Source organism: Bacillus sp. EB106-06-01-XG163 (assembly GCF_058791615.1).
Window position 1 is genome coordinate 341,808 of record NZ_JBYTDS010000002.1, and the last position, 20,840, is coordinate 362,647.

Annotated in this window: 15 protein-coding genes, 1 pseudogene and 1 riboswitch; of the genes and pseudogenes, 11 read left to right on the forward strand and 5 right to left on the reverse strand. The window is 46.8% G+C overall.

Annotated elements, in window-relative coordinates; all coding sequences use genetic code 11:
* Positions 1 to 54: 54 nt before the first annotated feature.
* Positions 55 to 2,103, reverse strand: coding sequence for a molybdopterin oxidoreductase family protein (locus AC3WTF_RS03855; RefSeq protein WP_132107264.1), 2,049 nt, complete (start codon positions 2,101 to 2,103; stop codon positions 55 to 57).
* 147 nt (positions 2,104 to 2,250) lie between these two features.
* Positions 2,251 to 2,343, forward strand: a riboswitch (SAM riboswitch).
* Positions 2,344 to 2,464: 121 nt separating this feature from the next.
* Between AC3WTF_RS03855 and AC3WTF_RS03860 the strand changes: the two genes are divergently transcribed.
* The 3 genes from AC3WTF_RS03860 to AC3WTF_RS03870 are packed head-to-tail and all read left to right on the forward strand — an operon-like array spanning position 2,465 to position 6,235.
* Positions 2,465 to 3,481: a 2-hydroxyacid dehydrogenase gene (locus tag AC3WTF_RS03860; RefSeq protein ID WP_327944062.1), complete on the forward strand. Its 1,017-nt coding sequence runs from the start codon at positions 2,465 to 2,467 to the stop codon at positions 3,479 to 3,481.
* Positions 3,474 to 4,940: an FGGY-family carbohydrate kinase gene (locus AC3WTF_RS03865; RefSeq protein ID WP_032866227.1), complete on the forward strand. Its 1,467-nt coding sequence runs from the start codon at positions 3,474 to 3,476 to the stop codon at positions 4,938 to 4,940. The genes AC3WTF_RS03860 and AC3WTF_RS03865 overlap by 8 nt, the downstream gene beginning before the upstream one ends.
* A gap of 47 nt (positions 4,941 to 4,987) precedes the next feature.
* Complete coding sequence (locus AC3WTF_RS03870; RefSeq protein WP_007407341.1) at positions 4,988 to 6,235, forward strand: RbtT/DalT/CsbX family MFS transporter; 1,248 nt, start codon at positions 4,988 to 4,990, stop codon at positions 6,233 to 6,235.
* A 31-nt stretch (positions 6,236 to 6,266) separates the two neighbouring features.
* On the opposite strand, the gene AC3WTF_RS03875 is transcribed toward AC3WTF_RS03870, so the two are convergent.
* Complete coding sequence (locus AC3WTF_RS03875; RefSeq protein ID WP_326245987.1) at positions 6,267 to 7,028, reverse strand: hypothetical protein; 762 nt, start codon at positions 7,026 to 7,028, stop codon at positions 6,267 to 6,269.
* Positions 7,029 to 7,095: 67 nt separating this feature from the next.
* On the reverse strand, positions 7,096 to 7,401 hold the full coding sequence (locus tag AC3WTF_RS03880; RefSeq protein ID WP_326245988.1) for a DUF948 domain-containing protein: 306 nt from the start codon (positions 7,399 to 7,401) through the stop codon (positions 7,096 to 7,098).
* A gap of 129 nt (positions 7,402 to 7,530) precedes the next feature.
* Between AC3WTF_RS03880 and AC3WTF_RS03885 the strand changes: the two genes are divergently transcribed.
* The 4 genes from AC3WTF_RS03885 to proB all read left to right on the forward strand — a co-directional run bounded on the left by AC3WTF_RS03885 (position 7,531) and on the right by proB (position 11,068).
* A complete protein-coding gene (locus tag AC3WTF_RS03885; RefSeq protein WP_007407344.1) occupies positions 7,531 to 8,247 on the forward strand; it encodes a 3-ketoacyl-ACP reductase in 717 nt (238 codons plus the stop codon).
* Between the two features lie 285 nt (positions 8,248 to 8,532).
* The gene (gene rtp / locus AC3WTF_RS03890) at positions 8,533 to 8,901 is read left to right on the forward strand and encodes a replication termination protein (protein ID WP_003153833.1); all 369 of its coding nucleotides are present in this window, start codon (positions 8,533 to 8,535) and stop codon (positions 8,899 to 8,901) included.
* A gap of 175 nt (positions 8,902 to 9,076) precedes the next feature.
* A complete protein-coding gene (proC, locus tag AC3WTF_RS03895; RefSeq protein WP_007407345.1) occupies positions 9,077 to 9,925 on the forward strand; it encodes a pyrroline-5-carboxylate reductase in 849 nt (282 codons plus the stop codon).
* A gap of 24 nt (positions 9,926 to 9,949) precedes the next feature.
* Entirely contained in the window at positions 9,950 to 11,068 is a 1,119-nt protein-coding gene (gene proB / locus AC3WTF_RS03900; RefSeq protein ID WP_047935790.1) for a glutamate 5-kinase, read from the forward strand.
* A 60-nt stretch (positions 11,069 to 11,128) separates the two neighbouring features.
* On the opposite strand, the gene gltC is transcribed toward proB, so the two are convergent.
* The gene (gene gltC / locus AC3WTF_RS03905; protein ID WP_047935789.1) at positions 11,129 to 12,031 is read right to left on the reverse strand and encodes a glutamate biosynthesis transcriptional regulator GltC; all 903 of its coding nucleotides are present in this window, start codon (positions 12,029 to 12,031) and stop codon (positions 11,129 to 11,131) included.
* 145 nt (positions 12,032 to 12,176) lie between these two features.
* Between gltC and gltB the strand changes: the two genes are divergently transcribed.
* From gltB to AC3WTF_RS03920, 3 genes are all read left to right on the forward strand, one after another.
* Positions 12,177 to 16,736: a glutamate synthase large subunit gene (gltB, locus tag AC3WTF_RS03910; RefSeq protein WP_047935788.1), complete on the forward strand. Its 4,560-nt coding sequence runs from the start codon at positions 12,177 to 12,179 to the stop codon at positions 16,734 to 16,736.
* Between the two features lie 16 nt (positions 16,737 to 16,752).
* The gene (gltD, locus tag AC3WTF_RS03915; RefSeq protein ID WP_014418084.1) at positions 16,753 to 18,234 is read left to right on the forward strand and encodes a glutamate synthase small subunit; all 1,482 of its coding nucleotides are present in this window, start codon (positions 16,753 to 16,755) and stop codon (positions 18,232 to 18,234) included.
* Between the two features lie 95 nt (positions 18,235 to 18,329).
* On the forward strand, positions 18,330 to 18,530 hold the full coding sequence (locus AC3WTF_RS03920) for a hypothetical protein (protein WP_047935787.1): 201 nt from the start codon (positions 18,330 to 18,332) through the stop codon (positions 18,528 to 18,530).
* Positions 18,531 to 18,556: 26 nt separating this feature from the next.
* Here AC3WTF_RS03920 and AC3WTF_RS03925 read toward each other — a convergent pair whose 3' ends face one another.
* A complete protein-coding gene (locus AC3WTF_RS03925) occupies positions 18,557 to 19,537 on the reverse strand; it encodes a zinc-binding dehydrogenase (RefSeq protein WP_032866223.1) in 981 nt (326 codons plus the stop codon).
* 157 nt (positions 19,538 to 19,694) lie between these two features.
* Here AC3WTF_RS03925 and AC3WTF_RS03930 point away from each other — a divergent pair.
* Positions 19,695 to 20,285, forward strand: a pseudogene (locus tag AC3WTF_RS03930) (LysR substrate-binding domain-containing protein); the annotation flags it as partial.
* Positions 20,286 to 20,840 lie beyond the last annotated feature (555 nt).

Below are 20,840 nucleotides of genomic sequence, written 5' to 3' on the forward strand. Positions count from 1 at the left end.
GGCCGAAAGGATTCAGCCTTCATCAAAACCGCTCGGCGTTTATTGCGGACGGTTTTAATTGCTGAGCTTTTCCACCTGCACCTTTCCGGAGAAGAAAACAGCGCCTCCTCCCATATCCGCCAGCCGATCGGGCGTGAGCGAATTGACGAGCTGTTTTTTATCATCCATATCGGCCCAAAGACCTTGGCTGACTGCAACGCCGGGAAGCACCTGTTCGCCGACCGAAGCTGTTAATTCACACTCGCCGCGGTGATTCCAAACTCTAACGGTTTCCCCGTCTTCTATGTTCCGGCGTACAGCATCCTCTGTATGAATAAAAAGCTTTGGCGCTTTTTCTAATTTTACGTGTTTTTCATTATTCGAAAATGTTGAATTTAAAAAATTATGATTCGGTCCCGGGACAAATAAAAGCGGAAAATCACCATCGCTCTCAAGAGGGATATGTGTCGGCAGCGCGGGATAACCGTCCTGTTTCATCTTTTCCGAATATAATTCAATTTTTCCGCTCGGTGTCTTGAGCTGTCCCGGAAAAAGCGGTTTTTTCCGTTTGGCTTTCATGAAGGAATGGCGTGAGAGCGCTTCGTAATCAATATCCTCGATATACGGATTGTCGGGAAAGTCCAGCGCCTGTCTGATCAATTCTTCATCGGAATCCTGAAGCTCCTGCTCGGTAAATCCCATTGCTCCGGCAAGCAAACGGAACACTTCCGTATTCGATTTGCTGTCCCCGTAGGGTTCGATCACCGGTTTTTGCAGCTGAATAAAATGATGCCAGTAAGACGTGTAAAAATCCGTGTTTTCAAAAGCGGATGCAGCAGGGAGCACGATATCCGCATATTTGGCGGTTTCCGTTAAAAACAGATCGTGAACGACTGTAAATAAATCCTCCCGCAGCAGGCCTTTTCTGACTTTATTCGCTTCCGGCGCAACCACTGCGGGATTCGTACCGTAAATAAACAGGGAGCGCACGGGCGGTTTTGTTTCTAAAAGAACGCTTCCGAGCCTGTTCATATTAAATGATCGTGGCTTCCTGCCGTAAAGCAGATCAGGCCGCTGGAGCGCTTGTCTGTTATAGTTTAATACCGCGCTGTTGTGCTTGATTGCGCCTCCTCCGGTGTTGAGCCACTGTCCTGTAACAGCCGGAAGGCAGGCAACGGTGCGGACGATCATTCCGCCATTGTCATGGTGCTGAATGCCGTTTCCGATCCTGATAAGGGAAGGGGAGGTTTCCCCGTACATTCTCGCAAGGCGTCTGATATCGTCGGCTTTAACGCCTGTAATAGCAGAAACCGTTTCCGGATCATAGTGTTTAACATGCGCTTTTAATTCGTCACTGCCTTCGGTGTATTCTGTGAGAAATGCTTCATCGTGAAGGTTTTCGTCGAATAAGACATGCATGATACCGAGGGCGAGTGCGGCATCTGTGCCGGGGCGAATGGGAATAAACCAATCGGCAAGCCGGCCGGTTTGGTTCTTATGTACATCGATAACGACAATTTTAGCCCCTTTTTTCCGGGCTTTTTGGGCAATCATGACTTGGTGCATATTCGTGCTGACGGCATTGATTCCCCAAAAAATAAAGAGCTTTGCATGTATGGTCTCTTCCGGATCAGTACCCGCTCCTTCACCCATTGTATAGTTATAGCCTTCAGATCCGGCTTTGCTGCAGATCGTCCGTTCGAGATGACTCGCTCCGAGACGATGGAAAAAACGGCGGTCCATTCCCTCTGCCGCCAGTTTTCCCATATTGCCGTAAAAGCTGTACGGAAGAATGCTTTCCGCTCCTTCTTCGGCAATAAGCTCTTTCCAGCGCGCACTGATCGTATTGATCGCTTCCTCCCAGGAAATAGGCGCAAACGCGGCTTCACCTTTTTTACCGATCCGTTTTAACGGAACGGTTACGCGCTTTTCATCATAAATGCGCTCAGCCATGTGTCTGACTTTGTTGCAAATATTCCCTGATGTGACCGGGTGATCGGGGTCTCCCTGAATGTTAACGATTTTTCCGTCTTTTTTTGTCACAAGCAAGCCGCATTGATCGGGACAGTCTAGTGAGCATACCGACTTAAAGACCCCGTTCGGCTGTGTTGCAGCAGAATTCATAGCCCATTTCTCCTCTTTGTTTATATTGTAAGCATTATAACATTTCAAAATCGAACGTCAATTCAGAAAAAAAGTGTTGACATCACGGAAAGACTTTTCTATGATGAGTTTATTCTTTTAAACAGCCTGACAATTTCATCATTTTATTTTCTATCCAGAGAGGTGGAGGGACTGGCCCTACGAAACCTCGGCAACATTTATTGTGCCAATTCCAGCAAGCGTACGCTTGAAAGATAGGAAAGAATGATCTATACATATTTGTGCGCTTCAAGCGCATAAAGACGGTATATGAATCTCTTTCCTTCTTTGGGGAAAGAGATTTTTTTATGACAAAATTTATGTGAAAAGGATGTTTTGCACCATGACGGTTTTAATTACCGCACCATATCACGACGAGGGGCTGAAGGAGCTGACTGAGCTGTTCGGCCGGACTGTGCACCGGCCGTGGAAGAAGCACGGCCGGGCCTATCGGGAAGATGAATTGATCCGAATGATTCAAGAGACAAACGCGTCGGGGCTTATCACTGAACTTGATGAGGTGTCTGAGCGTGTTATTGACATATTGCCTGATTCCGCTTTTATCGGTGTCTGCAGAGGAATGCCGTCTAACGTGAATATTGCGGCGGCGACTAAAAGAAAAATCCCCGTTTTCTTTACACCGGCCCGCAATGCCCAGGCTGTTGCTGAAATGTTTATCGGAAATGTGATTTCATTTTTGCGTCATACGTATTCTTCCCATCAGTGGCTGAAAGACGGGAAGTGGAATGGTGATTATTTGCAGGCTTACGTCAAATTCAGAGGAAATGAGCTGACGGGGAAAACAGTCGGCCTTATCGGTTTCGGAGCCGTCGGACAGAGAATCGCCCGGCTATTGGCCGCTTTTGACTGCAAGGTGCTTTACTATGATCCATTTGTCCATCATGAAAACCGGGAGTATGAAAAAACGACGATTGAACGGGTATTTTCTGAAAGTGATATTGTTTCCGTTCACTTGCCGCGTACAGAAGAAACCATCGGCCTTATCGGCGCCCGGCACTTTCAATTGATGAAACAGGAAGCTGTTTTTGTCAATACGTCAAGAGCGGTGGTTACAGACAGGGAAGAGCTGCTGCGGGTGCTGAAAGAACGGCGGATTAAGGGAGCGATCCTTGACGTGTTTTATCACGAACCGCCTGAATCTTCTGATTATGAATTGATCTCTTTGCCGAATGTGTTAGCGACTCCCCATTTAGCGGGCGCAACATTTGAAGTGGAAGATCATCATGTGAAGATTTTAAATGAAGCGCTTTTCAAATGGAAACAAGATCAAACCTGCTCAATACGTGAACTTTATAACAAAAGAGAACTTGAAACGGAAGGAGGAGGCTGTAATGGCTGAACAAAAAGGCTACCTTGTATTTGACATCGGGACGGGGAATGCGCGAGTCGCAGTCGTGACTGCCGGCGGCGAAGTGACCGCGCTTGAAAGGGAAGACATTGAATATGTGACGGATCCGCTTTATCCGGACGGACGATATTTCTCACCGGAAAGATTATGGACGCAAATCAGCGCTATGGCAAGGAAGGTTATTGCCAAAAGCCCACATATTACATTAATCGGAATCACCTCCACAAGCCAGAGGCAGGGAATTGTTCTGATCAATAAAGGTAAAAAGGCATTTCTCGGTCTGCCCAACATTGATAACAGAGGGCGTGAATGGGAAGACGGGATTGAGGCAATAGAAGAAGTGCATCAGCAAACCGGACGTCTTCCGAGCGCTTTATTTTCCGCCATGAAACTTGTCGGATTAAAAGCTAGACAGCCGTCTTTATGGAAAGAAGTGAAGTACATCACAAGCATCAGTGACTGGGTGACATTTGAGCTGAGCGGTATTTTAAGCTATGAACCGTCACAGGCTGCTGAAACACTGCTGTTTGACGTAAGGAAAAAGGCGTGGTCAGAGAAATTATGCAACATCTTCGGTGTGCCTTCTGCCATTCTTCCTTCACTCGTCCGATCTGGGACGGTTGTCGGAATGTTAACGTTTAAGAAAGCGGCGGTTCTCGGCCTTTCTGAAAGAGTGCCTGTGATTGCAGGCGGGGGAGACACACAGCTTGCCATCAAAAGTGCAGATGCAAAGCCGGGAGATATCGTCATCGTATCCGGCACGACGACGCCGATTACAAAGATAACAGCGGAGACCGGAACCGAAAGTTTAGAGAATGCATGGCTGAATTGCCATACAGAAGAAGGTCAATGGCTTCTTGAAACGAATCCGGGTGTAACAGGACTCAATTATCAAAAATTAAAATCCATTTTTTATCCGAATGAATCCTACGGCGTTATGGAACGGGAAATCGCAAGTCTGCCGAAACATGATCATGCTTGTATTTCTGCGTTAGGCTCCTATTTATCGCCTGAGAAAAACGCACTGGCAAAAGGCGGATTTATTTTTGACGCTCCGCTGTCCCAAAACTTAAGCAGAGCCCATTTTGTCAAAGCCGCACTGCTGGAAATCGCTTTTTCAATCAAATGGAACTATGAGGCGTTAACAGAGGTGGCTTCCTTTTCACAAGATGATGTGAAGGTGTGCGGCGGCGGTTTCCAAAGTGATGCTTTGACGCAGTTTCTTGCTAACCTTCTCCAAAAGAAAATCTATAAGAGAGAGGGGTTCAGCCAGGCATCCGCAATGGGAGCGGCGATGATTTGCAACGAAGCTCTCGGTGTGAACGCAGAGCTTTCGAGCCGCACAAAGGTAATTGAGCCGGAAGCGGATCAGACGGATCTCTTCCTATATGAAGAATGGAAACATACGCAAAAATTATTTACTCATTTTCAGCCGGCGGTGAAAGCCTGACTTGGGGATGAGATGACAACATGAAAGATTGCTGAGGAGGAACAAAAATGCTTAATAAAATAGGAATTCCAAAACAGCTCGCATGGGGATTTTTGGGAGTCGTGCTGTTTATGATGGGGGACGGCCTTGAACAAGGCTGGCTCAGCCCGTTTTTAGTTGAAAACGGCTTGACGGTACAGCAATCAGCATCCCTGTTTACAGTTTACGGTATTTCTCTCGCTGTGGCGTCTTGGTTTTCAGGGGTCTGCCTCGAAGCCTTCGGCGCAAAGCGGACGATGTTTATGGGGCTGTTGTTTTACGTTATCGGAACAGCCGCATTTATCGCATACGGATTTGAAAATCTTAATTTGCCGGTGATGTATGTCACGTATTTTATTAAAGGGCTGGGTTATCCGCTGTTTGCCTATTCTTTTTTGACATGGGTGATTTACCGGTCGCCGAAAAACAGGCTCAGTACGGCGGTCGGCTGGTTCTGGATTGCATATTGCTGCGGGATGTTTGTATTCGGTGCTTGGTATTCAAGCTGGGCCATCAAATCCTTCGGCTATTTGAATACACTGTGGAGTTCAATTTTCTGGGTCTGCCTCGGCGCGTTTTTTGCTTTGATTTTAAATAGGGACCGCTTTGAAAAGAAAAAGGCAGATAAGCGGGAAAAGGCGCAGGAATTAATGAAGGGAATCACCATCCTTGCTGAAAATCCGCGCGTGCTCTCTGGGGGGATCATTCGGATCATTAACAGCATCGGTACATACGGATTTCCGGTATTTCTTCCGATGCATATGGCGCAGCACGGCATTTCTACAAATGTATGGCTTCAAATTTGGGGAACGATCTTTCTCGGAAATATCGTCTTTAACTTGATCTTCGGCGCAGTCGGCGATGCCTTCGGCTGGAAAAAGACTGTCATGTGGTTCGGGGGAGTGGGCTGCGGCATTTTTACTCTTTTATTATATTATGCTCCTGTTGTATCACATGGGAACTTGCTTTTCGTCAGCATTGTCGGTTTTATATGGGGAGGGCTCCTCGCCGGGTTCGTTCCGATCGGGGCTATCGTGCCGACGGCGGCCGGCAGCGATAAAGGTGCTGCCATGTCTGTGTTAAATCTGGCTGCGGGCCTGTCGGCATTTGTCGGCCCCGCGCTTGCCTGGGCGTTCATCGGACTTGTCGGCGCACAAGGCGTTGTATGGATTTTCGCAGCGCTCTATTTCGTAAGTGCAATCTTGACAAATCAAATCAAAATACCTGAAGAGAAAACGGCAAAACACAATAAAGCATTGCCTGAATACGCTTCTTAACAGCAGCGCCCCGAAAATTCGGGGCGTTTTTTTACAGCTGCTGAAGAAACCCGGCAAAGCGCTGAATTTGTTCACGTAACGATTGTTTGTTTTCGTGAAATTGTTTGAAACGATGTCCGTTTGCTCCGGACGGATGCGGGAAGCCTTCCAGAATGACCGCATGACCCATTCTGCCGTTCTTCTTCAGCATGCGGCAGGCTGATTCTGCTGCTTTGCCGAGAGGGATAAGCAGAATGTCCTTTTTCATCATTTCTATTTCATCCGGAAAACATGTCAGCGCGTAACGGCTGAGAAGAGCTGACCTGCTGATTGCCGGCCGATGTCCCGTATAGTTTTTCTGTTTATAAAAAACAGGGTGTTTGATAACGGACGTTGTATGAAGCAGCTCCCGTTTTGAATCAAATAACCGGGATGAATCCTCAACGTGAAGCGCGGCCGGCAGACCGCATTCATTAAGCATTTCGATGATGTTCTGCCTCGTTGAACCGGAAAGTCCGGCCGCTTTTTTTGTTTCATAGGCTATCGTTTCAAAAGTTTCGCCATCTTTTAAAAGCTGTGCCGCTTTTTTGTAAGCCAGCTGCATTTGAAAAAAACCGGGTGTGATTCCGGAAATGGCAACGACTGCATAAGGGTTAATATATTCATTATGAGGCGAATAATACAAATCCAGATCTCCGTCCTTAGCTAAATGGAAAGCCGGAGTCAGCAAATCCGATTTTGTAAACCCTCCCGAAGAAGATAGTGCTTTAAGCTGCTGCAAAAAATGCGCAAGCCGCTCACGATCGCAAATCATGTTATGCCTCCTTGGATCCGCGCCAGTTTCTCTTAGTGTCATCAAAAACGTCGGATGACATGCAGGCTCATAAACCGCTTTTACCGGCGTTCCAGAGCATTTTCAGCACGTGAGGCGTTCCTTTAACTTCGGCTGCCGTCGTTTGCACGGCTGTTTTTTTAGTAAGAAAGTCTTCCTGCAGTTCTTTCTGCTTTTGTGATAACAAACGGGTTTCTGTTTTGATTTCATCAATGGACGTCTGCATGGACGCTGTCACGGCGTTAATCTTCTTTATATCAGGCGCTGTGTTTCTTTTAAAATGGACGGCGGATACGGCTGCATAAATTAATGCGGCAGCCGCAACGGCAGCACTGATATACAAAATGATGATCATCTGCTTTTCACTCCTTTTTTTCAGTTGATACCCTTTACGGATCGTGTTGAATCATTTTATTTGCTAATTGTTTTTTTTCTGCTTATAATGTGAAATCGTACATAAGGACATTCAGAAAGGGTGAAAGACGTGGAAAGTTTACAAAACAAAACGGCTCTTATCACGGGTGCGGGCAGAGGAATCGGCCGCGCCGCCGCTATCGCTTTAGCCAAAGAAGGAGTCAATATCGGTTTAATCGGCCGCACAGAAGCAAATGTCGAAAAGGTTGCGGAAGAAGTGAAAGCCCTTGGTGTAAAGGCATCATTCGCTGCTGCCGATGTAAAAAACCAAAAAGAGGTTGAGCAAGCCGTCTCCTCTATTAAAGAAGAACTCGGTGAGATTGACATCTTGATTAACAATGCCGGAATCAGCAAATTCGGCGGATTTTTGGATCTTACGCCTGAAGAGTGGGAAGACATCATTCAAGTGAATGTAATGGGTGTATACCACGTGACACGCGCCGTTCTACCTGAAATGATTGAGAGAAAATCAGGAGATATCATTAATATTTCTTCTACGGCGGGCCAAAGAGGCGCCGCGGCGACAAGTGCGTACAGCGCTTCTAAATTTGCCGTTCTCGGTCTGACTGAATCTCTCATGCAGGAAGTCAGAAAACACAATATCCGTGTCAGCGCAATGACTCCGAGCACGGTTGCCAGCGACATGTCTATTGAATTAAATCTGACAGACGGCAATCCGGAAAAAGTCATGCAGCCTGAGGATCTTGCAGAATATATGGTTGCTCAATTGAAATTACATCCGCGCATTTTCATCAAAACTGCCGGTTTGTGGTCAACTAATCCTTAAACAAAAGGGGACCTGTCTTCGTGACGGGTCTTTTTTTGTTTCCGCAACCCGAATAAATGGGCATTAAGATCCGTTTTTGCAGAAAAAAGAGTGAAAAAGAAACCGATATCAGCTATAATTAAACTAAATAAACTATGTACCAAATGTTCATTAAAATTATTTTTCCCCGCCTCTAAAAAACAAATCAATACAAACCAAACTGTCCGAACAATAAAAGGGAAAACGGGATAGAAAGAGAATATTTAGTACATGGAATAATTTGTTAGAAGGAAGGGTGTGCACATATTGAAAGAAGAAAAAAGAAGTTCAACCGGTTTTTTAGTGAAACAAAGAGCTTTTTTAAAGCTTTACATGATTACAATGACAGAGCAGGAACGGCTTTACGGACTGAAGCTTCTCGAGGTGCTGCGTTCGGAATTTAAACCCATCGGTTTTAAGCCGAATCATACCGAGGTGTACCGTTCACTTCACGAACTATTGGATGACGGGATTTTAAAGCAAGTAAAAGTGAAAAAAGAGGGAGCCAAACTCCAGGAAGTCGTTCTCTATCAATTTAAAGACTATGAAGCTGCGAAGCTTTACAAAAAACAGCTGAAGACAGAGCTTGACCGCTGCAAAAAGCTGATAGAAAAAGCCATTTCAGATAATTTTTAAATCCGGCCGGAACGCACCCGGCCTCCCGGGCTCAAAAGGTGATTCTGTGATTCATTATACATAATAGCAGGCTCGGAACAATACATATCAATAATACCCTCAAACTTGACATCAACTCCTGAAGTGGTAACATAAAAAACGTGTGAAAAATACGAACAAAATACGAACAAGGGAGATGTTACCGATCTTAGATCAAAAGAAAGTTGCTTTTATCGGAGCAGGATCAATGGCTGAAGGAATGATATCAGGCATGGTCCGCGCAAAAAAAATTCCCAACCAAAACATCTGCGTGACAAACCGCCGCAATACAGAGCGACTCGCTGAATTGGAACATCAATACGGTATTCAAGGCATTGCTTTTGACAGCATGAAAACCGAAGACATTGATGTCTTTATTTTAGCCATGAAACCGAAGGATGCTGAAATCGCTCTGGCTGCGCTGAAACGGCGTATTCAACCTCATCAAATCATCCTGTCTGTTCTGGCAGGCATAACAACCTCATTTATACAACAATCATTACATGATAATCAGCCGGTTGTAAGAGTCATGCCGAACACATCCAGCATGATCGGCGAATCGGCAACAGCTGCGGCTTTCGGAGACCATGTCTCTTACGGTTCAGCAAAAACCGCGGTATCCCTTTTGGAATGCCTCGGGGAAGTGTACGTGATCAAGGAAGATCAGATGGACATTTTCACCGGTATCGCAGGCAGCGGACCGGCGTACTTTTATTATTTAATGGAGTTTATTGAAAAAGCAGGTGAAGAAGCCGGCTTAGACAAACGGCTGTCCCGCAAAATCGGCGCGCAAACGTTATTGGGCGCCGCTAAAATGCTGATGGAAACGGGTGAAAAACCGGATGTGCTTCGGGAAAACATCACCTCTCCAAACGGCACGACGGAAGCCGGCCTCGATGCGCTCAGGTCAGAAGGCGGCGGAGAAGCCATTGCCAAAGCCATCAAACACGCGACCGAACGTTCTATTGAGATCAGCAAAACAATTGAAAAAACGGCAGCACTATAATCGTTAAAAAACAGGAGTGATACAGTGACGTCTCGGACGAAGATCAAAAGAGTCGCGGTGAAAATCGGCAGCAGCTCACTGACGAGCCTGCACGGGGAAATCAGCAGAAGAAAGCTGGAAGCATTGGTGGATCAAATCGCACAGCTGAAAGACAGCGGCTATGAAGTGATTTTAGTATCTTCCGGCGCAGTGGCGGCAGGTTATCGGAAGCTCGGATTTATTCAGAAACCGGAAAGCCTCCCTGAAAAACAGGCTTCTGCTTCCATCGGGCAGGGATTATTAATGGAGGCTTATTCAAAGCTGTTTTTAGCGCACGGTTATGTCGCATCACAAATTTTAATTACAAGAAGCGACTTTTCCGATGAATGCCGCTACCATAATGTGCGCAATACGATGAACGTCCTTTTGGAACGGGGCATTATTCCGATTATTAATGAAAATGACACGGTCACAGTCAACCGGCTGAAATTCGGAGATAACGATACACTCGCAGCGAAGGTGGCAGGTTTAATTGATGCCGACATGCTTGTGATTTTATCAGACATTGACGGTTTATATGATGATAATCCGCGCAGCAACCCGAAAGCGAAAAGAATCAGTCATGTAAGTGACATCACTCCGGAAATAGAAGCAAGCGCGGGAGATGCCGGGAGTGAAATGGGAACCGGCGGAATGCGTTCGAAACTGGATGCTTTTAAAATTGTGATGGCCTCCGGTATTAAAGGCTTTCTCGGGCAGGCTAACATTCCGGACATTCTGCTTCAAGCGGTAGATGAGGCGGCTGAAGGAACTTATTTTGAAGCGAAAGGAACCCTGCCGTTAAACCACAAAGAACAATGGCTTGCATTTAATTCCGGCCCCGAAGGCGAAATTGTGATGGAAAAAGAAAGCAGCCGCGATGTCGCAAACGGAAATATGGAGCTGTCACCGCAGGACATCGAGCAGATTAAGGGCAGATTCAGCAGCGGAGCGGTTGTCAGGCTGCTTGATCAGCAGGGAGAAGAGCTCGGACTCGGCATCGTCAACTATTCCTCAGCCCAGCTGAAGACATTTAAAGAAACGCCGCCCAAACAGACCGATCAATCAGTCATTGATCCGGAAGCGTTTGTCTGCCATGTTGAACTATCCATTCCGATCGGCTGAGAAAGATCTATAAAAATATGAAAAAGCCCGAGGCTTCGTTTTGAAGCTCGGGTTTGTTTTTTATTGATATTGTTCAAGTTTGGAGAAAAATTGAATGACAAAATGATAGAAATCATTTGCAGACGGAGCAAGTTCCCTTCCTTTTGGTTTAATAATGCCTACGGTGCGCTTCACTTGAGGAAATTCAATCGGAATTTTGACCGTGAACCGAGGGGTGGTTTCTCCAAAGGTGCTTTCAGGTAATAAAGTAACTCCCATCCCCGCGGAGACTAATCCTTTAATGGCATCTAAATCCTCGCCCTCCGTCGATACAAGCGGCGCAAAGCCGGCCTGTCTGCAAGCGTCAATCGCCATGTTACGGAGAATAAACCCTTCAGGAAATAAAACAAATTGGTCGCCGCGCAGATCAATTAAATGAATATTTTTCTGTTTGGCAAGCGGATGGTGCAGCGGAACAAGCGCGTAAATCTTTTCCGTGAATAAGATATTGCCTGTTATGTCGGGGAATTCCGTCGGAACGGGGCCGAGCAGCGCCGCATCTATATCCCTGTTTCTTACCGCTTCGATTAAAAACTTATAAGACCCCTGGCGGAGCAAAAACTCAACGTTCGGGTATTCCTCTTTAAACGCCGAAATCACCGTCGGCAAAAGCTGGCTTGCAAGGCTCGTCGGAAATCCTATTTTGACGGTTCCGCGATTCGGATCAAGATATTCATCAATTTGTTCCTTCGCGTAATCAATTGCTTTCATCGCCGTTTTAACATGTTCTAAAAATTGTTTGCCGATCGGCGTTAATTTAATATTTCTGCCTTCCCGTTCAAATAAAGTGACTTGCAGCTCTTCTTCAAGATTTGCAATCTGCCTGCTGATGGCGGATTGTGCGACATGCAGATGATCAGCCGCTTCTGACACATGTTCCCGTTCTGCTACCTCCATAAAATACCGAAGCTGGCGTAATTCCATTGCGTTCACACCTATCTATCTCATTTTGAGATGTATTTGATCTAAATTATATATTGTTTATATTGTTTTGAAAACTTACAATTAATTTAAAGTTGTCAGATTTTATGACCGATAATTAACGGAAACTGATCGGGGGAGAGGAATTATGACTTACAATCAAATGCCGAAAGCACAAGGTCTCTACCGTCCGGAATTTGAGCACGATGCATGCGGAATCGGCTTGTATGCCCATTTAAAAGGGAAACCTTCACATGACATTGTCAAAAAAGGACTGAAGATGCTTTGCCAGCTGGATCACAGAGGAGGACAGGGCAGTGATCCGAATACGGGTGACGGCGCCGGCCTGATGGTTCAGATCCCTGATGCTTTTTTTAAGAAAGAGTGCGGAGAAATGAGACTGCCGGAAAAAGGCCGTTACGGGGTAGGAATGGTCTTTTTCTCGCAAAATGAAGAGGAAAGAAAAAAGATCGAAAAACAGGTGAATGCATTCATTGAGCAGGAAGGACAGATCGTTCTCGGCTGGAGAACCGTCCCTGTAAATGTCGGAAAAATCGGAACAGTGGCACAAAGCACTCGCCCGTATGTGCGTCAAGTATTCATCGGCGCCGCAAACGATTTGAAAGACAGCCTTGCTTTTGAACGCAAACTGTATGTCATCCGGAAGCAGGCGGAAAATTGGGGCGTTCAAGAACAGCTTGATTTTTACTTCGCAAGCCTGTCAAGCCAGACTATTGTTTATAAAGGTTTGTTAACGCCTGAGCAGGTTGACGCATTTTATTTGGATTTGCAGGATGAAACCTTCGTATCTGCATTCTCACTTGTGCATTCAAGGTTCAGCACAAATACCTTTCCAACCTGGGAACGTGCTCATCCGAACCGCTATCTGATTCATAACGGAGAAATCAATACGCTCCGGGGCAACATCAATTGGATGAGAGCGAGGGAGCAGCAGTTCGTTTCAGAAAGCTTCGGAGACGATCTTCACAAAGTGCTGCCGATTTTAAATGCTGAGGGCAGTGACTCATCCATTCTTGATAATGCGTTTGAATTTTTCGTGATGGCAGGGCGGAAACCGGCACATACGGCAATGATGCTGATTCCGGAACCATGGACGGAAAACACTCACATGTCTAAAGCGAAACGGGCTTTTTATGAATATCACAGCTCTTTAATGGAGCCGTGGGACGGGCCGACCGCCATTTCGTTTACGGACGGAAAACAGATCGGCGCCATCCTTGACCGTAACGGCCTGCGTCCGGCACGTTACTATGTGACAAAAGATGACCATATTATTTTCTCATCTGAGGTCGGCGTTATTGAAGTAGAGCAGGAGAACATTCTTCATAAAAAACGTCTGGAGCCCGGAAAAATGCTGCTCATTGACTTAGAAGAAGGCCGGATTATTTCAGATGAAGAAGTGAAAACAGAAATTGCCAATGAATTCCCTTATCAAAAATGGCTTGAAGAAGAATTGGTTCAAGTGAATCCTGACCCGGAAATCCGGGAAGAGGAACAATTCGATGATCTTCTCGTCCGTCAAAAAGCGTTTGGCTATACGTATGAAGATATTCAGAAATATTTAATCCCTGTTATTAAAGAAGGCAAGGACCCGCTCGGCTCTATGGGAAATGATTCGCCGCTCGCCGTTTTATCCGACCGCGCCCAATCACTGTTTCATTACTTTAAACAGCTGTTTGCGCAAGTCACAAACCCGCCGATTGACGCGATCCGCGAGCAGCTGGTAACTTCTACGGTGACCTGGCTCGGAGCTGAAGGTGATCTGCTGCATCCGAGTGAAAGAAATGCACGCCGCATAAAATTGTATACTCCTGTATTATCAAACGAACAGTTTTATGCGCTGAAAACACTTGTGCATCCTGACATTAAGAGCCAGAACATCCGTACGCTGTTTTCCGATGACCTAGAAAAAGGCCTGAAGGATTTGTTTCAGCAGGCGGAAAAAGCGATCAAGGAAGGCGTATCTCTGTTAATTTTATCTGACAGGGCAATGAGTAAAGAGTTGACGCCGATTCCGCCGCTTTTGGCCGTCAGTGCGCTGCATCAGCATTTGATCCGCCAAGGACTGCGAACAAAAGCAAGCATTATCGTTGAATCCGGGGAAGCGCGTGAAGTTCATCACTTTGCGGCTCTCATCGGGTATGGTGCCGATGCTGTCAATCCGTATTTGACTTACGCTACGTATAAGCAGGAAATCGATGAAGGCCGGCTTGATATTCCGTATGAAGAAGCTGTCAGCAAATACGGAAAGAGCGTAACAGAAGGCGTCGTGAAAGTGATGTCAAAAATGGGGATTTCAACTGTGCAAAGTTACAGGGGCGCCCAAATTTTTGAAGCGGTCGGCATCGGTGAAGACGTTATTGCCAAATACTTTACCGGTACTGCATCTCAGCTTGGCGGAATCGATATCGAAACGATTGCGCAAGAAGCGAAACAGCGCCATCAAGCGGCGTACAAGGATGATTACAGCCAAACTCTTGATCCGGGAAGTGAATTCCAATGGCGGAACGGGGGAGAGCACCACGCTTTCAACCCGAAAACCATCCATACGCTGCAATGGGCCTGCCGCAAAAATGATTACAGCCTGTTTAAGCAGTATTCTCATGCAGCGGATGAAGAACGAATCGGATTTTTACGCAATCTGTTCGCCTTCAAAGAAGACCGCAAGCCTTTAAAATTAGAGGAAGTTGAATCAGCTGCGTCCATCGTGAAACGTTTTAAAACAGGAGCGATGTCATTCGGTTCATTAAGCAAGGAAGCCCATGAGGCTTTAGCGATAGCGATGAACAGGCTTGGCGGAAAAAGCAACAGCGGAGAAGGCGGCGAGGACCCGAAACGTTTCGTTCCGGATGAAAATGGCGACGACAGAAGAAGTGCGATTAAACAGATTGCTTCCGGCCGTTTCGGCGTAAAGAGCCATTATCTCGTCAATGCGGATGAATTGCAGATCAAAATGGCGCAAGGGGCGAAGCCGGGAGAAGGCGGTCAGCTTCCGGGCAACAAAGTATATCCTTGGGTCGCGGATGTCCGCGGGTCTACACCAGGTGTAGGGCTGATCTCACCGCCTCCTCACCATGATATTTATTCAATTGAAGATTTGGCGCAGCTGATTCATGATTTGAAAAATGCGAATCGAAGCGCGCGTATCAGTGTCAAGCTCGTGTCAAAAGCCGGTGTCGGCACGATTGCGGCCGGTGTGGCAAAAGGCACTGCGGATGTCATCGTCATCAGCGGCTACGATGGCGGAACGGGCGCGTCGCCGAAAACAAGTATTAAACATACGGGTCTTCCGTGGGAGCTTGGTCTTGCAGAAGCTCACCAAACGCTGATGCTGAACGGTTTACGGGATCGCGTGGTATTGGAAACGGACGGTAAGCTGATGACAGGCCGGGATGTCGTAATGGCCGCCTTGCTCGGTGCGGAGGAATTCGGCTTTGCTACAGCGCCGCTTGTCGTTCTCGGCTGCGTCATGATGCGCGCCTGCCATTTAGATACATGTCCTGTAGGTGTCGCGACGCAAAACCCGGAGCTTCGCAAAAAATTCATGGGCGATCCTGACCATATCGTAAACTACATGCTGTTTGTCGCAGAAGAAGTGCGTGAATATATGGCGCAGTTAGGCTTTAAGACGCTTGATGAAATGATCGGACGGACAGACGTTCTTCATGTCAGTGAACGTGCGAAAGCGCATTGGAAAGCGGGCCAGCTTGATTTATCCACACTGCTGTACCAGCCTGAAGGCGTACGCACTTTCCGTACGGCGCAAAACCATAAAATCGACGAGTCGCTTGATATGACGGTTATTCTTCCGGCGGTGCAGGCTGCAATTGAAGCCGGTCAGGAAGCGGAAGCTGAAATCAAGATCAATAATACAAATCGCGTAGCCGGAACCGTGACGGGAAGTGAAATTTCTAAACGCTACGGAGCGGAAGGCCTGCCGGATGATACGATCAGACTTCATTTTACCGGATCAGCCGGACAGAGTTTCGGAGCATTTGTCCCTAAAGGGATGACGCTTCATTTGAACGGGGATTCAAATGACTACGTAGGCAAAGGGCTTTCGGGCGGAAAAATCATCGTGAAAGCGCCTGATGCCTTCAATTGTGAAACGCACGATAACGTTATTATCGGGAACGTCGCATTTTACGGAGCAACAAGCGGGGAAGCGTACATTAACGGGCGCGCCGGTGAACGTTTTGCAGTCCGTAACAGCGGAGTCAATGTCGTTGTAGAAGGTATCGGAGACCACGGCTGTGAATACATGACAGGCGGCCGGGTTGTCGTCCTCGGCGAAGTCGGCAAAAACTTCGGGGCGGGAATGTCAGGCGGTATCGCATACGTCCTCAGTGATGATGCCAAAGCATTTAAACGCAAATGCAACATGGAAATGATTTCATTTGAAAAGCTGACGGATGAGGCGGAGATCAAAGAAGTGCAAGAAATGGTCAAACGGCATGCGGTGCTGACAAACAGCAAAAAAGCCGCAGATCTCCTGGACAATTGGGAAAAAGCTGCAGAAACCTTTATCAAAGTCATTCCGAAAAACTATAAACAAATGCTCCTCAGCATCGAAGAACAAAAAGCGGCGGGTTTATCAGAAGAAGACGCAATTATGTATGCTTTTGAAGCCAATACAAAGGTCCTCCAAACGCCTGCCAAAGATCAAAAACAAGCGGTAGTACAGTAAGAAAGGGGAGAGGAACATGGGGAAACCAACTGGATTCATGGAAGAAAAACGAGAAAAACCGGCTGAGCGGGACCCTCTCACTCGCTTAAAGGATTGGAAAGAGTATTCGGCTCCGTTTTCAGATGAAGCGTCAAAGCGGCAGGGGGCGCGGTGTATGGATTGCGGCACACCGTTTTGCCAAATCGGCGCTGATATCAACGGTTTTACCTCCGGATGCCCGATTTATAATCTGATACCGGAGTGGAATGACCTCGTCTATCGGGGGCGCTGGAAAGAAGCCTTGGAGCGCCTTCTGAAAACGAATAACTTTCCTGAATTCACAGGGCGGGTCTGTCCCGCTCCTTGTGAAGGATCTTGTACGCTGGCTATTTCAGATCCGGCTGTTTCAATTAAAAACATCGAGCGGACGATCATTGACAAAGGTTTTGAAAATGGATGGATTCAGCCGAGAATTCCAGCGAAACGCACAGGTAAAAAAGTCGCTGTCGTCGGTTCAGGCCCGGCAGGTCTGGCAAGCGCTGATCAGCTGAACCAAGCCGGTCATTCCGTAACGGTCTATGAGCGTGCTGACAGAGCCGGCGGTCTGCTGATGTACGGCATTCCGAGCATGAAGCTTGAGAAAAATGTCGTCGAACGCCGTATTAAACTTTTGACGCAGGAAGGTATAGATTTTGTAACAAATACCGAAATCGGCGTTGACATAACGGCAGATGAGCTGAAAGATCAATTTGATGCCGTCATTTTGTGCACAGGCGCCCAAAAGCAGCGCAATCTGCTGATTGAAGGCCGGGAAGCAAAAGGCGTTCATTATGCGATGGACTATTTAACACTGGCGACGAAAAGCTATTTAGATTCCAACTTCAAAGACAAACAATATATAGACGCTAAAGGGAAAGACGTCATCGTAATCGGCGGAGGAGACACAGGAGCTGACTGCGTGGCAACCGCGCTGCGCCAAAAAGCGCGCAGCGTGCACCAGTTCGGGAAACATCCTAAACTTCCTCAAACGCGCACGAACGACAATATGTGGCCTGAACAGCCTCACGTCTTTACCCTTGAATACGCCTATGAAGAAGCGCAGGCAAAGTTCGGCAAAGACCCGAGAGAATATTCAATTCAGACGACAAAAATGGTGGCCGATAAGCAGGGCCGCTTACAAGAGATTCACACCATTCAAATGGAAAAAGTCAGAAACGAATTCGGAAAGTATGAATTTCATGAACTGCCCGGAACAGAAAAAGTCTGGCCTGCTCAGCTGGTGTTCATCGCCATCGGTTTTGAAGGGACAGAACAGCCATTATTGAAACAGTTCGGTGTCGATTCGGCAAATCATAAAATTCAGGCGGCATATGGGGATTATAAAACGAATGTTGACGGTGTTTTCGCCGCAGGGGATGCGAGAAGGGGCCAAAGCCTGATTGTATGGGCGATTAATGAAGGCCGGGAAGCAGCGCGCGAAGTCGACAGTTATTTAATGGGGAGCACTGTTTTACCGTAAATAAAGGGGTTTATTTATAAAACCGGCTGGGATCAGCCGGTTTTTCGTATTGAAATGAAACCTCCTTCTTCCTTTATTGGTCATATAAGGGTAACGTGGAAGATAACATATGGAATTTTGTTTTACAGAGTGGAGAGATTGTTTTCTTCCGCAGACTGAGACGATTTGCAAGCCTTGAGCAGTCGATCACGGTGCTGCTGACGGGCTCTGTGTGTCTGCAGTCGATTTGCGGGCAGATTTTAATTGATGAAGAAAAACATATTGAATTTCAAGCGGAAACGCTTATAAACAAATAAGGAACGGACGCGTCCGCTCCTCTTTTTTAGACATCCAAACGAAAGCCGATATTGCCGAACTGCCGTCCTTCCCGCATTCTGTTAAAAGCGGCAGCTGCTTCACTGAGAGGGTACATGCGGTCGATAATGGGACGGATGCCGCAGCGGTTTACCAATTCCATCATATCCGCAAATTCCTCATTGCTTCCCATTGATGTACCGAGAATATGAATCTGCGGAAAAAACAGCGAGCGAATAGGGAATCCGAGCTGATCGCCTGAACTGGCGCCGAATGTTACGATCCGGCCATTCGGTTTCATAATGTCAAGATAGTGTTGAAACAAGGCGGGGCCTACACCGTCAAGTATGATATCTGCTTTTTCGCCATACAGCGCCTCATTCCAGTCACCGTAGCTGTCAATCGCCCGGTCTGCACCGTATGACAGTGCGGTTTGTTTTTTGTTTTCACTGCGGGAGGTGACGCTGACTGTCGCTCCGATAGCTTTTGCCATTAATAAGGCGTATGTTGCCACGCCGCTTCCGATGCCCGGAAGGATAAGGTGTTCGCCTTTTTTTAATTGTCCTTTTGTAAATAAGGCGCGATAAGCGGTTAATGCTGATAACGGCAGCACGCCCGCTTCCTCCCATGTCAGGTGTTCGGGTTTTAAAACGGCATTTTCCGCAGGAACGATGACATAAGGTGAAAAGGTTCCGTCGCTCGGACCGCCTAAAATATCAGGTACGGCCGGTACGTCCTCAACGGTCTTCCAATTCAGCACCGGGTTGATGATGACTTCTGCATGCAGTAAATGAGACCGGACGCCGTGTCCTATTTCGGTTACGATTCCCGCGCCGTCTGAACCGAGAGTAAATTCATGGTTTCCGGTTTCGTGGTTTTTCATTAAAAACAAATCACGATGGTTTAATCCGGCTGTTTTCAGCTTTATTTTTACTTCGCCGTTTCCCGGCCTTTTGTCAGGTGCCTGCCTGAAATCAAAGCCATTTTCGTGTATGATAAGGGCATTCATCATTCTTCTCTCCTTTATGATTGATGAGAAAGATTTTACAGGCTGTATCAGCTGCAGTAAATAAATGAAAATTGATAGCCGGCTATCAATAAAAATCATAGCAAGAAGGTGCCCTTACATGGAAAGCGGAGACTTAAAGATTTTTCAGGCTGTCGCCCGCAAAGGAAGTATTTCAAAGGCGGCAGCCGTCCATCTCCCTCAATTTTTCACAGAGTATTGCAGCCGCTGCCCGAAAGTACAGCTGTCTCTGTCAACCGGTGATACACATACCTTAGTGCAGCACGTCTTACACTATGAGCTGGACGGCGCTTTTGTTTATGGTCCGGTCGAATACGAAGATCTTGAGCAAGTCGCTGTAATTCAAGAAGAATTGGTCTTGGTTTCAAATAAGCGGGAAGGCAGTTTGCAAGACTTGTTGCGAGATCCGATTCTGTATTTTGCCGCGGGCTGTTCGCACCGCCGCAAAATACAGAACATACTGAAAGAAGAAGCAGTACCCGCACATAAAATCATTGAATTCGGTACGTTGGAAGCCATTATTGGGGCGGTGCAGGCGGGGATGGGGGTTTCCTTTCTGCCTGCATCAGCCGTCCGTTATTTTCAAAACAGGAAAAATCTTTTTCTTCATGAGCTCCCTGAACAGTTTCGGGATATGAATATATCATTTATCTACCGGAGTGATTTATTTTTGACATCGGCGTTTGAAGAACTGCTGAATGGATTAAAAGCATTACCGAACGGAAGATGAGAAAACAGGACAGCTGTGTACGCCAATTTTTTTCGTTCTGGTTTTTCTTAAAAAAACTTTCTTTTTCGGAAAATTTATGTATAATAAAAGAAAGTTTTTCGGAAAAAGTATCTGCAATGATAAGGACATGAGACATTTTAACCGGCCATACAGAGAGGGAAGGCACGGCTGAGACCTTCCCGGCACGAAGAATGAGCTTACCGCCTTTTGAGCTGTATTGGTGAACGAAAGCAGCCGATACCGTATAGCCGCGTTACGGCAAAAATGAGCCGTCACTTGAAGTGGCGGGAATTTGGGTGGAACCGCGGGTCTGACACACACTCGTCCCTTGCTTTGGGATGAGTGTGTTTTTATGTTTATATAAGAAAAATGGCAATGATAAGGACATGAGACATTTTAACCGGCCATACAGAGAGGGAGGGCGCGGCTGAGACCTTCCCGGCACGAAGAATGGGCTTACCGCCTTTTGAGCTGTATCGGTGAACGAAAGCAGCCGATACCGTATAGCCGCGTTACGGCAAAAATGAGCCGTCACTTGAAGTGGCGGGAATTTGG